The sequence below is a fragment of the Rosenbergiella sp. YN46 genome, from assembly GCF_036620675.1.
In the GTDB taxonomy this organism is placed as follows: Bacteria; Pseudomonadota; Gammaproteobacteria; order Enterobacterales; family Enterobacteriaceae; genus Jejubacter.
This window is the reverse complement of the sequence record NZ_JAZHEE010000002.1, coordinates 174846-188700: the sequence shown is the minus strand read 5'-3', so window position 1 is coordinate 188700 and position 13855 is coordinate 174846. Positions and strand designations below refer to the sequence as shown.

12 protein-coding genes are annotated in these 13855 nt (G+C 58.1%); 9 read left to right on the top strand and 3 right to left on the bottom strand.

Annotated elements, in window-relative coordinates; all coding sequences use genetic code 11:
* Positions 1-58: 58 nt before the first annotated feature.
* Complete coding sequence (locus V3W49_RS02580; RefSeq protein WP_500143490.1) at positions 59-388, top strand: hypothetical protein; 330 nt, start codon at positions 59-61, stop codon at positions 386-388.
* Between the two features lie 311 nt (positions 389-699).
* Here the strand turns inward: V3W49_RS02580 and cutC are convergent, their stop codons facing one another.
* Positions 700-1437: a copper homeostasis protein CutC gene (gene cutC, locus V3W49_RS02575; protein WP_500143489.1), complete on the bottom strand. Its 738-nt coding sequence runs from the start codon at positions 1435-1437 to the stop codon at positions 700-702.
* Between the two features lie 60 nt (positions 1438-1497).
* On the opposite strand from cutC, the gene V3W49_RS02570 reads away from it, so the two are divergent.
* Positions 1498-2631: a MalY/PatB family protein gene (locus V3W49_RS02570; RefSeq protein WP_500143487.1), complete on the top strand. Its 1134-nt coding sequence runs from the start codon at positions 1498-1500 to the stop codon at positions 2629-2631.
* Here V3W49_RS02570 and V3W49_RS02565 read toward each other — a convergent pair.
* The gene (locus tag V3W49_RS02565) at positions 2628-3188 is read right to left on the bottom strand and encodes a VOC family protein (protein WP_500143486.1); all 561 of its coding nucleotides are present in this window, start codon (positions 3186-3188) and stop codon (positions 2628-2630) included. The two genes, V3W49_RS02570 and V3W49_RS02565, sit on opposite strands and share 4 nt — an antisense overlap.
* Before the next feature lie 188 nt (positions 3189-3376).
* On the opposite strand from V3W49_RS02565, the gene argS reads away from it, so the two are divergent.
* The 7 genes from argS to torA all read left to right on the top strand — a co-directional run bounded on the left by argS (position 3377) and on the right by torA (position 12700).
* Positions 3377-5113, top strand: coding sequence for an arginine--tRNA ligase (argS, locus tag V3W49_RS02560; protein ID WP_500143485.1), 1737 nt, complete (start codon positions 3377-3379; stop codon positions 5111-5113).
* Positions 5114-5239: 126 nt separating this feature from the next.
* Positions 5240-6289 carry an ABC transporter substrate-binding protein gene (locus V3W49_RS02555; RefSeq protein ID WP_500143483.1) on the top strand — a complete coding sequence of 350 codons (1050 nt, stop codon included), beginning with the start codon at positions 5240-5242 and terminating at the stop codon, positions 6287-6289.
* A complete protein-coding gene (locus V3W49_RS02550; protein ID WP_500143482.1) occupies positions 6286-7284 on the top strand; it encodes a FecCD family ABC transporter permease in 999 nt (332 codons plus the stop codon). The genes V3W49_RS02555 and V3W49_RS02550 overlap by 4 nt, the downstream gene beginning before the upstream one ends.
* Complete coding sequence (locus tag V3W49_RS02545) at positions 7277-8053, top strand: ABC transporter ATP-binding protein (RefSeq protein WP_500143481.1); 777 nt, start codon at positions 7277-7279, stop codon at positions 8051-8053. The genes V3W49_RS02550 and V3W49_RS02545 overlap by 8 nt, the downstream gene beginning before the upstream one ends.
* Positions 8046-8780 carry a substrate-binding domain-containing protein gene (locus tag V3W49_RS02540; protein WP_500143480.1) on the top strand — a complete coding sequence of 245 codons (735 nt, stop codon included), beginning with the start codon at positions 8046-8048 and terminating at the stop codon, positions 8778-8780. Before V3W49_RS02545 ends, V3W49_RS02540 begins: the two co-directional genes overlap by 8 nt.
* A gap of 270 nt (positions 8781-9050) precedes the next feature.
* Positions 9051-10220 (top strand): NapC/NirT family cytochrome c, encoded by a 1170-nt coding sequence (locus V3W49_RS02535; RefSeq protein ID WP_500143477.1) that lies wholly within the window; start codon positions 9051-9053, stop codon positions 10218-10220.
* Complete coding sequence (gene torA / locus V3W49_RS02530) at positions 10220-12700, top strand: trimethylamine-N-oxide reductase TorA (protein ID WP_500143475.1); 2481 nt, start codon at positions 10220-10222, stop codon at positions 12698-12700. The genes V3W49_RS02535 and torA overlap by 1 nt, the downstream gene beginning before the upstream one ends.
* 109 nt (positions 12701-12809) lie before the next feature.
* Here torA and V3W49_RS02525 read toward each other — a convergent pair whose 3' ends face one another.
* Entirely contained in the window at positions 12810-13781 is a 972-nt protein-coding gene (locus V3W49_RS02525) for a hypothetical protein (RefSeq protein WP_500143474.1), read from the bottom strand.
* Positions 13782-13855: the final 74 nt, after the last annotated feature.

The window sequence follows — 13855 nt, the reverse complement described above, 5'->3', positions numbered from 1 at the left end:
GTTTAGCGCGAAAAATATAACATCCCGACACTGACTGATTACCGGCAACCGGGGCAGAATGAATATACCCAAGGCTAAATTTTTACAACAGTCCTGGCTCAGAAACAAAGCAAGCGTTGAGAAACAGGCCCACAATGAGGCCATTCTGATCAGAGGGATTCTGACCAATATATTGCGCAACCCCCAGACCCATAAGCAGGGAACCTTTTCACAGTTTTTCGATGTTGCGGAATATCCGCTACTGGCTCGGGGCGCCTGGCCTGAGTATATTTCGACTTTACAGAAAGAGTTCGAAGATGCCGGATATCAAATTCTGCTTGAGCAGCGTAATAACGGTCTCTCCATTTCCATTGACTGGCGCAACGCCGGTATCGATGGCACTAATTAAATACTTTTCGTTAACAACCCGGCAGCTATAATTTCCCCTTATCAGACTCTTCCTTCGCCCGCCTGATATATTGTCGGGCGAAACATTAGTGTCATATAGCCGCTATCAGCGATGGAGGCAAATGCGCTGAAATGTGACTAAAGTGACAAAAAAGACTATGGTTTATCTGTGGTAGCCGTCAGACAAGAACCGATGACTCAATATAAAGAAAAAAAGCCCCGGGAAAAGGCCGGGGCGTGGTACATGCAAACATCACATTGGGCGACATGATGCGCGGTAAAAACAGGTTGTGAGTCAGAGGCGGCGTGCTACTACGCCGCGCCAAGCGCCGCTTTCATCGCCGCTACCGCATCGGCATCCACATAGTAGCGACTGTACTCATCGACAGTTGCATCCGAAGACATCGAAATGCCCTCTTTACGATAACGCATCGGGGATCTCCCCCAACAGCCTGCCGAACTGTGCAGCTCCTCAATCCCCGCGGCGATAAAGTGCTGGAGGTTGCTCAGACGCACGCCGGAACCGGCCATAATGATTGGAGCACCGGATCGGTCTTTTAGTTCCCTGATTAATGAAAGTCCTTCCAGGGCGTTCGCTTTCTGCCCCGAAGTCAGAATCCGCGCCACGCCCAAATCCCGCAGTTGATCCTGCGCGATCATGGGTTCACGGCACACATCGAACGCGCGGTGAAAGGTGACCGCCATCCCCTGCGCCGCCGTCATGACCTTTTCCATCCGCGGCCGATCCACTTCGCCATCCTCATTCAGAATGCCGATAACCAGCCCCGGGTAGCCCAGCTCCCGCAGATACGCAATATCATCCAGCATGGTGCTGAACTCCCCGGCGCTGTAGCAGAAATCGCCGCCCCGCGGCCGGATTATCGGATGCACTGGAATAGACACCCGCTGGCGCACGCCAAGCAGCATTCCGGCGGAAGGCGTAAGCCCCCCTTCCGCTGGCGCCGCGCACAGCTCAATGCGATCGGCCCCCGCCTGCTCGGCACTCACGGCGCAGTCTATTGCGTAGCAACATATCTCAAGCAAAGCCATTCACTGATTCCTTCTGTTACGCTAGTCTGAAACCTCATATTCAGGGCTCGGAAATTTATCATGACATTCAATTTCGACGAAGTGATCGACCGCCGTCACAGCGACAGCCTGAAGTGGAATAAATACGACCAGGGTATTCTCCCTATGTGGGTAGCGGATACCGACTTTCGCTCCCCACCCTGCATCACCGAAGCACTACAGCGTCGCGTGGATCACGGCGTCTTTGGCTATGGTGACTGGCCTCATGCCCTTGCTGAGGTCGCCATCGACCATTTCTGGCACAGCTACGGCTGGAAGGTGGAAAAAGAGTGGCTGGTGTTTCTGCCCGGCATCGTCAGCGGGCTGAATCTGTGCGTGCGCAGTTTTGCGCAGGGTGGCACCCTTGCCCCGCATCCTATCTACCCACCGTTTCGCAAGGCGGCCATGCTCGCAGGATGCCCGCAGCTTAATGCGCCGATCGTCCAGCGCGGCGAGCGTCCCTGGCTCGATCTGCCATCGCTTACCCCCCGGCTAACCGGGCGCGAAAAGCTACTGATGCTGTGCAACCCTCAAAACCCTGGCGGTACCGTATGGCGTCGTGAGGAGCTGGAACAGCAGTTGGCCTTCGCACAACGTCACGACCTGATAGTCTGCTCCGACGAAATCCACTGCGAACTGCTGCTGGAGCCCGGCGTGCGTCATATTCCTTTCGCCACGCTCAGCGAAGACGCGGCCCAACGCAGCATCACCCTGATGTCACCTTCAAAAACTTACAATATTGCCGGGCTGGGCGCCTCGCTGGCGATTATCCCTAACCCTGAACTGCGCCGCCGCTTCTGCGCCACCCGGGAAGGTATAGTACCGTCAGTGGATGTGCTGGCGCTGACGGCAGCCGAAGCGGCCTGGCGCGACGGCATCCCCTGGCGCACGGAGCTGTTGAAGATATTGAAAATTAACCGGGACGCGCTCTGCGAAGCCGTCAACGCTCTGCCCGGCCTGAGTATGACATCACCGGAAGCCACCTATCTGGCCTGGGTAGACGCCAGCGGGCTGAAGGAAGAATCCCCGGCCCGCTTCTTCCGCCGCGCCGGGCTGGGTTTTTCCCCCGGTGCAGACTTCGGCGAGCCGACGTTCGTGCGTATTAACTTCGGCTGTACCCGCTCCACCCTGGACGAAGCCATTAACCGGCTGAACCAGGCGCTGAAAGCGCGTTAATCCCGTTCGCTGGCGACCACGGCTTCCAGACTCCATGGGTGAAACTTCAGCGTCACCTGACCATCGGTTACCGCCAGGGTGGGATTCGCCAGGCGCTCGCCAGCGCCTGCCGGCGCGCTGGTTTTTAACGAAATGTCTGGCTGTCGCAATCCGTCGTCGGACATCAGGGCCAGCGCCCGGGCATTAAGCGTTTCAGGCGGGCCGGGCAGTACTATCTCAATATGCTCCCAGCCCTCATGCGGATAGCGTTTCTCGCCGGGCCAGGGCAGTTCAATCACCGTAAAGCGCCAGTGGGCCACGCGCAGCGGTTCCTGCAGGCGGAACAGGCAAATGGGCCGTCCTTTAATCTGTTTTTCACTAAACAGCGTGCCGCATTGCTCCAGCCCGGCTCGCCAACGCTCCGCGGTAGCATTCTGATGGCAACGCAGGGAGATATGGTCGGCGTCTAGCGGTGCCAGATCGAGCCCCATCCGTTGCGCCAGCGCCAACAGCGCCTGTTCAAAGCGCGGCAAATCGGCCACGATATCCTGTAATGCTTCAACCTGTTGCCAGTTCATCCGGCTCCTCCTGCCCGTCATAGAAAAGTCGCTAATCTACCCGCTTTCGCGTTTGTAGGCCAGCGTGCCGCAAGCCGCGCAGGTACTGACGCCCGCTGCGAAATGCAGTATACTTGGCCTCTTATTTTATCCATGCTTCATGCGTCGTCCCGCCCAGATCGGCCGGCGCTTAAATTTAAGGTAATCCGGTGAATATTCAGGCACTTCTCTCAGATAAAGTCAGTCAGGCTCTGATTGCCGCAGGCGCGGACGCAGATTGCGAACCGCAGGTTCGTCAGTCCGCTAAAGTCCAGTTCGGCGATTATCAGGCCAACGGCGTTATGGCGATCGCTAAAAAAATGGGCATGGCCCCGCGACAGTTAGCTGAGCAGGTGGTGAATCATCTGGATCTCTCCGGTATCGCCGCAAAGGTTGAAATCGCCGGTCCCGGCTTTATCAATATCTTCCTCGATCCCGCTTTCCTGGCCGCAGGCATCGACAGTGCCGTCGCCAGTGACCGCGCTGGCGTAGCGCTGGTGGAACAGCCCCAGACCATCGTGGTGGACTATTCCGCACCGAACGTCGCCAAAGAGATGCACGTGGGCCACGTACGCTCCACTATTATCGGCGACGCTTCAGTTCGTACCCTGGAATTCCTGGGTCATAAAGTGATTCGCGCCAACCACGTCGGCGACTGGGGTACCCAGTTTGGAATGCTGATCGCCTTCCTGGAGAAAAAGCAGAACGAAGCCAGTGCCGATATGGTGCTGGCGGATCTGGAAGGCTTCTACCGTGAAGCCAAAAAGACCTACGACGAAGACCCGGCCTTCGCCGAACGCGCCCGCAGTTACGTGGTGAAACTACAGGGCGGCGACGAGTACTGCCGCCAGATGTGGCGTAAGCTGGTCGATATCACCATGACCCAAAACCAGAAGACCTATCAGCGTCTGAACGTCACTCTGACCCGCGACGACGTGATGGGCGAAAGCCTCTACAACCCGATGCTGCCTGGCATCGTGACGGATCTGAAGGGCAAAGGGCTGGCGGTGGAAAGCGAAGGCGCCACCGTGGTCTTCCTGGACGAGTACAAAAATAAAGAAGGCGAACCTATGGGGGTCATCATCCAGAAAAAGGATGGCGGTTACCTTTACACCACCACCGATATCGCCTGCGCCAAATACCGCTATGAAACGCTGCACGCCGATCGCGTACTCTACTACATTGATTCGCGCCAGCATCAACACCTGATGCAGGCCTGGACCATCGTACGTAAAGCGGGTTACGTGCCGGAATCGGTACCGCTGGAACACCACATGTTCGGCATGATGCTGGGTAAAGATGGCAAGCCGTTCAAAACCCGGGCCGGCGGCACCATTAAGCTTTCCGACCTGCTGGACGAAGCGCTGGATCGCGCGCGTCGTCTGGTGGCGGAAAAGAATCCTGATATGCCAGCGGACGAGCTGGAAAAACTGGCCAATGCGGTGGGCATCGGCGCCGTGAAATATGCCGATCTTTCCAAGAGCCGCACCACCGACTACATCTTCGACTGGGACAACATGCTGGCCTTTGAAGGCAACACCGCGCCTTATATGCAGTACGCGTATACCCGCGTGTTGTCTGTATTCCGCAAGGGTAACGTGGATGAAAGCAGCCTGGCCGCTACGCCGGTGAGCATCACCGATCCGCGTGAAGCCGCGCTCGCCGCGCGTCTGCTGCAATTCGAAGAGACGCTGGCCGTTGTGGCACGCGACGGTACGCCGCACGTGATGTGCGCATATCTTTACGACGTGGCGGGTCTGTTCTCCAGCTTCTACGAACACTGCCCGATCCTCAGCGCTGAAAGCGAAAGCCTGCGCCAGAGCCGCCTGAAACTGGCGTTGCTGACCGCCCGCGTGCTGAAGCTGGGCCTGGACACCCTGGGTATCGAGACCGTCGAACGCATGTAATTATTTCAGGGGGCGTAACGCCCCCTGAATTTCTCCCCTCTCCCCCTTCCTTGATCTGAATAATGGTTTCGTGCGCCCCATCGTTATATCATTTTATATATAACGATATTTGTTGCGGATCCTCCCATGTTAAAACGACTCCCCTGCCTGCTTCTGGCACTGTTTTTGATTTCCGGCCAGGCTCAGGCCCAACGTCAGGTTGTCGATCAGCTCAATCGTCGCGTCACCCTACCGGATCGCATCGATCGTGCCGTCGTGCTACAGCACCAGACCCTTAATTTGCTGGTGCAGCTTAACGCCATGCCTCAGGTAGTGGGCGTCCTCAGCAGTTGGCGAAAGCAGCTCGGCCCCCGCTACCTGCGCCTGGCGCCGCAGCTGGATAAAATGCCGATGCCTGGCGATCTGACCTCGATTAATATCGAAAGCCTTCTCAGGTTGCGCCCGCAGGTGGTGTTTGTCGCCAACTATGCGCCGCCAGTCATGATCAGCCAGATTGAGCGCACCGGCATTGCAGTAGTCGCCGTCTCGCTGCGCCGTAAAGAAGCAAGCCAGGCAGGAAAGATAAATCCGCATTTGAAGGACGAAGAGCGCGCCTATAACCTGGGGTTACAGGACGGGATCCGCCTGATTGGCAAAGTGATGGGACGCCAGGCTGAAGCTGAAAAGCTAATTCACGACACCTTTGAACAACGGACGCTGGTCGCCAGGCGGCTGCGCGATCTGCCGGAAAGCGCGCGCCAGCGGGTCTATATTGCCAACCCTGATCTGACCACCTACGGCGCCGGAAAATATACCGGCCTGATGATTCAACACGCCGGCGCCATTAACGTGGCGGCTCGGGAGATAACCGGCTATCGCCAGGTCTCCATTGAAGATGTACTACGCTGGAACCCGCAGGTCATCTTCGTTCAGGCGCGCTACCCACAGGTGGTGGAACAGATTCTGCACGCCCCCCAGTGGCAATCCATTGACGCGGTAAAACATAAGCGCGTCTGGCTGATGCCCGAATACGCTAAAGCCTGGGGCTACCCGATGCCGGAAGCGATGGCGCTGGGCGAACTGTGGATGGCAAGCCGACTCTACCCGCAACGCTTTAAGGATATCGACGTCAATCAGCGGGTCGATGCCTGGTATCACCGCTACTACCGTACCTCCTGGACGCCGAAAGCCCAATGAAACAGGGGGCACTTATCCTTATTCTGGCGTTCTGCGCCCTGCTTTCGCTCGGCATCGGCCGTTATCCGGTGTCGCCGGAGCACTGCCTGCTGATTCTTCTAGAGCCGCTGACCGGGCAGCATCCGGCCATCAGCGATCCGGAACGCCAGGTAATTATGGCAGTACGGGTGCCGCGCACCCTGTTAGCCATGGGTGCCGGCGCAGCTCTGGCATTGTGCGGCGCCACGCTTCAGGGGGTATTTCGCAATCCGCTGGTCGATCCTCATATCATCGGCGTCTCTTCCGGCGCCGCTTTTGGCGGCACTCTGGCGATTCTGCTGAGTCTGCCGGTGACTGGCCTTCTGCTCTCTTCCTTTCTGTTCGGCATGCTGACGCTACTGCTGATCTTCATGCTGACCAGCGCCATTGCCCGGCGTAATATCCTGGCGCTGGTGCTGACCGGCGTGATCCTGAGCGGTTTTTTTTCCGCCTGGGTCAGCCTGTTGCAGTACCTCGCCGACACCGAAGAGAAACTCCCCAATATTATCTTCTGGCTGATGGGCAGCTTTGCCACGGCGGACAGCCAGAAGCTGTGGACTCTGCTGGTGCCGCTGATGCTGGCAGGGTCTGCGCTGCTGGCCCTGCGCTGGCGTATTAATCTGCTATCGCTGGGCGAGGAAGACGCCGCCACCCTGGGCATTAACGTTCAGGCCACCCGCTGGTGGGTGCTGACCCTGTGTGCGCTGATCGTCGCAGCCCAGGTCGCCGTGAGCGGCAACATTGGCTGGGTGGGCCTGGTGATCCCCCATATCGCGCGTCTGATAGTGGGGCCGGATCACCGCAGGCTGCTTCCCGCATCGGCTACCCTTGGCGCCCTCTATATGACGGGCATTGATGGCCTGGCGCGCACCCTCAGCGCCAGCGAAATTCCACTGGGAATTCTGACCGCGCTTATCGGCGCGCCGCTATTCGCGATACTGCTACGTCGCGCGCAGCTAAGGGGCTGGCATGGATAAATATTTACTACAGGCCCGGGCGTTAAGCTACCGCTGGCCGGAACAGACGCCGCTATTTCAGGGGCTCTCCTTACGGTTAAAACGCGGAGAAGTGCTGGCGTTGCTCGGCCCAAACGGCTGCGGTAAGAGTACCCTGATGCGCCTGTTGCTCGGGCTCCTGGCACCGCAGCAGGGAACGGTTGAGCGTCTGGCCGTGATAGGCTTCGTACCGCAAACCTTTACTCCCCCCTTCGACTATCTGGCTCGGGATATCGTTCTGATGGGCCGGGCCCGCCATATCGGCCTGTTTCGCTCACCGTCTTATCACGATCGGGAACGGGCGGAAGAAGCCCTGGCCGCGCTTGAGGTTCAGGATCTCGCCGACCGCGCCTTTGGTTCGCTTTCCGGCGGGCAGCGTCAACGGGTGCTGATTGCCCGGGCTCTGGCCTGCGGCGGCGACATTATCATTCTGGACGAGCCGACATCGGCCTTGGATCTGCACCACCAGGATCGGGTTCTGACGCTGATCCGTCAGTTGGCGGAGCAACGCAATATGGCTGTGATGTTTTCTACCCACCAGCCGGTTCACGCCTGCGCGGCTGCCGACAGCGCCCTGCTATTGGGCAACGGTGGACGGCATCATCTGGGCGCCTGCGAGGAGGTTTTAACTCCGCAACGCCTGTCCGCGCTATTTCAGCTTCCGGTCGAACGCGTAAGCCTGGAAGCAGGCGGCAGACAGCACAGTACGCTGGTGCCCCTCTACCGCTGCCAGCGGAGGTTCCATGACTGAACGGATCGTCTTTGCCGCTGGTAGCCTGCGCCACGCCTTCGACAGGCTGTTGCCGATGGCACGACGTCTGACGGGTTGCAACGTTAGCGCCGAATTTGGCCCGGCCGGCCTGTTGCGCCACCGTATTGAGCAGGGAGAATGTCCCGACCTGTTCGCTTCCGCCAACCTCGAACATCCACTACAGCTGTTAGCATCGGGCCAAATACGGGAAGTTCATCCCTTCGCCACCAATCACCTGTGCGTCACGGTGCGCAATATCCCGGAACTGACCGAACCGCCGCTGCTGGAGGTACTCTGCAATCCCCGCTGGCGAATCGCCACCTCTACCCCTGGCGACGACCCGGCAGGCGATTACAGCCTGCAACTTTTTTGTCTGATTGAACGACTGCGCCCGGGAGCGGGGACGGAACTGAGCCAGCGCGCCCGGCCGATGGTCGGGGGCGCCCACTGTCAGCCGCTGCCGCAGGGGCGTATGGCCGCGGAGTTTTTACTGCGCGAGGGGCTGGCGGATATCTTTCCCGGCTACGCCAGTTACGCCGTTGCCCTGTCTGCATTTAGCGAGTTAAAGGTCAGAATGCTGCCCGCAGAACTGACGGTTGTCGCCCACTATGGCTGCGGTCTGCTCAGCGACCATCCGGATGCCCGGGCACTGCTGCGGGTGCTTTCTGGTGCCGAAGGACAGGCCTGTCTACGCGCTCACGGGTTTGGCGCCAAAATGCTTCTCTGACAAAAAGCCTGAAATGGCCGCCCCTCTCTTTAACGGAAAATATCTCCGGGGATATTTCCTGGTCGTCAGCCCTGAAATGACGAAAAAACAGGCTAAGCACATTCATCTGCCCCGCCGGTGTTTGCGCGACATCAACGAAGTAGTAATTAATTTACTCCTTACGAGTTAATTCTTCTGTCATTGCCTATAATTCCACAGGCAAATTATATCGCCTGGCAAGAAGCGATTTTTTACGTTGTTGTTTCTTTTATCTTTTTTAAGGGACTCTCTATGAGCAAATCATCCCCCCGCGCCCGGCGGCGTCTGGCCTGGCTATGGTTATTGCTGGTCGGCGTCGTGCTGGGTGCCGTTCTGCTGGCCGGTGGCGCGACGGTCATGCATAAAACCAGCGACACCGAATTCTGCGTCTCCTGTCACTCGATGCAGCAGCCGCTGGCCGAGTATCAGGGCAGCGTTCACTTCCAGAATCCGAAAGGCATCCGCGCTGAGTGCGCCGACTGCCACGTACCCCACAAACCGATGGACTACCTGACCACCAAAGTCATGGCGCTTAAGGACGTCTGGGGTGAGATGACCGGCAAGATCGATACGCCAGAGAAGTATGAGGCTCACAAACTGGCGATGGCCCAGAGCGTCTGGGACACCCTGAAGAAAAACGATTCCGCCACCTGCCGTTCGTGCCACAGCTATGAAGCCATGGACGTGCTGGCCCAGCGCCCTGAAGCGCGTCAGGAACATCCGGTCGCCATTAAAAAAGGCGAAACCTGCATCGACTGCCATAAAGGCGTCGCCCATATTCTGCCGGACATGAGCCAGCTTTCCGCCGCCGGCGCCAGCGAGCTTTCCGCCGCCGCCGCTAAAACGCCGGATAACGCTCAGACGCTCTGGTCTATCGCCACCCAGCCCTTCTGGCTGAGCGCCGATACCAAACAGCACAACGCCGGTAACCTGATGCCCGGAACAGAAATTAAGGTGATCAAACGTGAAAATTCGATGATCCTGGCCGAAGTCAGCGGCTGGCAGCAGGATGGCGTTAATGAAGTCTTCTACGCCGCCGCAGGTAAGCGCATTCTGAGCGTGCTGCTGGGTGAAGAGGCACGCGCCCAGGTGAAACGCCTGAGTGACGTCACCGATCCGGAAACCCATCTGCTCTGGCATCAGACCGCACTTCAGGTCTGGCTGCCCGCTGGCCAGTTGATTGACAACCAGAAGAAGATCTGGGACTACGCTGCATCCATGATGTCCGCTAACTGTACCGGTTGCCACGGTCTGACCGCTCTCGACCGTTTTAACGCCAACCAGTGGATTGGCGTGATCAAAGGCATGGCGCCGCGCACCTCCCTTAATCAGGAGCAGCTGCGGGTACTGACGCGTTACGTTCAGCAGCACGCCAGCGATATGCCATCAACCACTCAGGGCGAAGTCAAGGAGGCTCAATAATGAAAAATCAGCATGAAGCCATGCAGGTCACCCGCCGTCGCTTTCTGACCGGCGCCGCCGCGCTGGGTGGCGTATCCCTGCTGGGCGGCCTGTGGCCGCGTTCAGCCCTGGCCGAAGCCGTCAGCCAGGCCCTGCCGCAGTTTACGGCACTGCGCCAGGCACAGAAAGGCATTCTGACCGGTGCTCACTGGGGCGCTTTCGAAGCCATAGTCAAGGATGGCAAGATGGTGGAAACCCGTCCGGTGCAGGACGATCCCTTCCCTAACGAGCTGATAGCTATGGCGCCCCACCAGGTTCATGCCCCCAACCGGGTGAAATACCCGATGGTGCGTAAAAGCTGGCTGGAGGGCGGCGCGCAAAACTGCCGCCCCGAACTGCGCGGCTGCGACGAGTGGGTGCGGGTGAGCTGGGATAAAGCACTGACCCTGGTCAGCAATGAAATTCGCCGCCTGCAGCAGGAGCACGGGCCACAGTCGATCCACGCCGGCTCCTACGGCTGGAAAAGCGTCGGAATGCTGCATAACAGCCGCACCCTGCTTCAGCGCCTGATGAATCTGGCGGGCGGCTTCCTGGGCTACGCGGGGGACTACTCCACAGGCGCCGCCCAGGTGATCATGTCCCACGTGGTGGGCTCTATGGAAGTCTACGAACAGCAGACCGCCTGGCCCGGTCTGCTCGAAAACTGTCAGCTGGTGGTGCTCTGGGGCTGTAACCCGATGATCACGCTCAGGAACAGCTGGAACGTTCCGGATCACGTCGGGCCAGCGGGCTTTGAAGCGCTGAAGAAAAAAGGCGTACGGGTTATCAGCATCGACCCGGTGAAGAGCGACAGCACCGACTATCTGAACGCCGAATGGGTCGCTCCGCGCCCCTATACCGACAGTGCCCTGCTGGTGGGGATCGCCCATACCCTGATGGCGGAAAAACTGCATAACCCCGACTTCCTGAAAACCTATACCGTCGGTTTCGATAAGTTTGCCGCCTATCTGAACGGCGAATCGGACGGCGTGGTGAAAGACGCCGACTGGGCCGCAGACATCTGCGGCGTGGAGGCGGATACCCTGCGTAAACTGGCCCGGGATATGGCGAAGAACCGCACCATGATCATGGGCGGCTGGGGCATCCAGCGTCAACACCACGGCGAACAGCCGCACTGGCTGCTGGTTACCGTGGCGGCTATGCTGGGGCAGATTGGCCTGCCCGGCGGCGGTTTCGGCTTTAGCTATCACTACTCTTCCGGCGGTAGCCCAACCGCCCGCGGAGGTATTCTGGCCGGGATTTCCGCAGGGGACGCGCCGAAAAACAGCCCAACCCCGATTCCGGTGGCACGAATTGCCGAATGTCTGGCGAATCCCGGCAAAACTATCGACTTTAACGGCGCCAAAGTCACCTATCCTGACGTGAAGATGGTTTACGTGGCCGGGGGCAACACCTTCCACCAGCATCAGGACACTAACGCGCTGATCAAGGCCTGGCAGCATCCGGAAACCATTGTGGTGAACGAACCTTACTGGACCGCCACCGCGAAGTATGCCGACATCGTTCTTCCGGCCACCACCAGCTACGAGCGTAACGATCTGGAGATGGGCGGCGACTATTCGCAGCTCTACGTCTTCCCGATGCACCAGTGCGTGCCGCCGCAGCATGAAGCGCGTAACGACTTCGACATCTTCGCCGGGCTGGCGTCTAAACTGGGCGTGCTGGAAGCCTTTACCGAAGGGAAGGACGAAATGCAGTGGCTCAAGGGAATGTACGACGATATGAAAGCCCAGGCGCGCAACGCCCGGGTAGCGCTGCCGCCGTTCGATATGTTCTGGGCCTCGAACAACTATATTCGCTTCCCGGTGCCGGAACAGAACAAGAAGTGGGTACGTTTCGCCGACTTCCGCGAAAACCCGCTGCTCAATCCGCTGGGTACGCCTTCCGGTAAGATCGAAATCTACTCCGAAGCCGTCGCCAAAATGGGTTACGCCGACTGCCCGGGACTGCCCGGCTGGCTGCCGCCGCATGAGTGGTATAAGAGCCCGGAAGCGAGCAAGTATCCACTGTCGCTTAACACCGCGCACCCGATCAACCGCCTGCACTCGCAGCTTGATAATACGCCGCTGCGTAAGAAATATGCGGTGGCGGATCGCGAAGCCATCTGGATCCACCCACAGGATGCCAAAGCGCGTGGCATCGGCAACGGAGAGCTGGTACGAGCCTTCAACGATCGCGGGCAGATTCTGGTGGGTGCCGTAGTCACTGAACGGGTTCGCCCCGGCGTGGTGCGCATCAGCGAAGGCGCCTGGTTCGACCCGGCGGATCCGCGCGAGTCGGGTTCACTGTGTAAGAACGGCAACGTCAACTGCCTGACCTTCGATATCGGCTCAAGCAGTCTGGCCCAGGGCAACTGCGGCCAGATGGCCCAGCTGGAGATCGAAAAATATCAGGGGCCGGCGTTAAACAATACCGCCCATGCAGTACCGGTCGGCGCCTGATAAGCCGGCCAGAGTGTTAAAACAGAAAGCCCCGGCCGTAATGGCCGGGGCTTTTACCTTTCCCGGTGTAAAATAGTCGCTGGTACCTTAAAGACGCGACTGTCACGCATCACTTTTCGCTATGGCCGCTCTGTATTTGCCGGCCATACAACGCAATCGTCTTCAGCGACGAAACAGTAATCGACCACGTGTCTTTACCTGTTTTATCCTCGCGTTTCTGAACAACGGGATCCAGAAGATAAACGCTCAGATAATCCACGGTTTTATCATTAAGCAACTGCTGAACTATATGATTGAGCGAACTCTTTTTCGCCACTTTATCGAACACGGCGACCCGAATCGGGCATCCATTTATCTGGTCGTAAAACTCCGCCGTAAAACCTGCGCCATAGCGCCATACCGGGAGCTTTAGCCCCCCAAAATAAACGCCCGTATTCGCCCCGGGGCTCAGATTCCGGATATGTTTAAAATAATCTTTCCACAGAACGTCACCCACACCATGCACCCGGAGCTGCATGACTGCTCTCTCCTGGGCTGTCAGCTTCGTCCTTGCCTCAATCCAGGTATCGGTAAGAGTATAAAGGCTGGAAGTCGTCGCGCTTCCCGCCCTGTTTTTCTGGCCAACGCCACCGGATCCAGATATCCGTAATTCGCGTTCTGGGTTATCAGCATCTGACGTTTCTGATTGGGATTCCCCGTTATCGCCCCCCGGCCCGCTGGCTCCTGGATTAAACGCGTTAAGGAAACATCCCAGCTTCTGTTTCACCATGCGATCGCGATACTGATGTTCGGACTCGTCAGCGCCTCTTTCCGAGCCCAGCGACATATCGTGCTGCCGCCACTCACACTCTGGCAGATGCTTTTTAACCGCATTTTCTCTAAAACAGGGACTTTTGATAATATCGGAAGGAAGCTTATCGTAATTCACACCAGTAATGGGGACGCGGCATCGAATATCGCTGCAATAGAATGTCAGTCGATGGCGGAGAGCCTCTGGCCGGGAAAAATAAAAAACCCGGGCTTCCTGAATAGTCAAATTCCTCTTCGCTTCAGGACAATAGGCCAAATTAACGCGGGTCATACATTCTCCTGGTTAACGGTTTCTCCTTTTAATCATGGCCCAGTATTATCATAAAAGACTCACGTATAACATCT

Excerpts from the sequence above, each read along its gene's own strand:
- V3W49_RS02580 (WP_500143490.1), top strand. The coding sequence starts at position 59 with ATGAATATACCCAAGGCTAAATTTTTACAACAGTCCTGGCTCAGAAAC.
- cutC (WP_500143489.1), bottom strand. The coding sequence starts at position 1,437 with ATGGCTTTGCTTGAGATATGTTGCTACGCAATAGACTGCGCCGTGAGT.
- V3W49_RS02570 (WP_500143487.1), top strand. The coding sequence starts at position 1,498 with ATGACATTCAATTTCGACGAAGTGATCGACCGCCGTCACAGCGACAGC.
- V3W49_RS02565 (WP_500143486.1), bottom strand. The coding sequence starts at position 3,188 with ATGAACTGGCAACAGGTTGAAGCATTACAGGATATCGTGGCCGATTTG.
- V3W49_RS02555 (WP_500143483.1), top strand. The coding sequence starts at position 5,240 with ATGTTAAAACGACTCCCCTGCCTGCTTCTGGCACTGTTTTTGATTTCC.
- V3W49_RS02550 (WP_500143482.1), top strand. The coding sequence starts at position 6,286 with ATGAAACAGGGGGCACTTATCCTTATTCTGGCGTTCTGCGCCCTGCTT.
- V3W49_RS02545 (WP_500143481.1), top strand. The coding sequence starts at position 7,277 with ATGGATAAATATTTACTACAGGCCCGGGCGTTAAGCTACCGCTGGCCG.
- V3W49_RS02540 (WP_500143480.1), top strand. The coding sequence starts at position 8,046 with ATGACTGAACGGATCGTCTTTGCCGCTGGTAGCCTGCGCCACGCCTTC.
- V3W49_RS02535 (WP_500143477.1), top strand. The coding sequence starts at position 9,051 with ATGAGCAAATCATCCCCCCGCGCCCGGCGGCGTCTGGCCTGGCTATGG.
- torA (WP_500143475.1), top strand. The coding sequence starts at position 10,220 with ATGAAAAATCAGCATGAAGCCATGCAGGTCACCCGCCGTCGCTTTCTG.
- V3W49_RS02525 (WP_500143474.1), bottom strand. The coding sequence starts at position 13,781 with ATGACCCGCGTTAATTTGGCCTATTGTCCTGAAGCGAAGAGGAATTTG.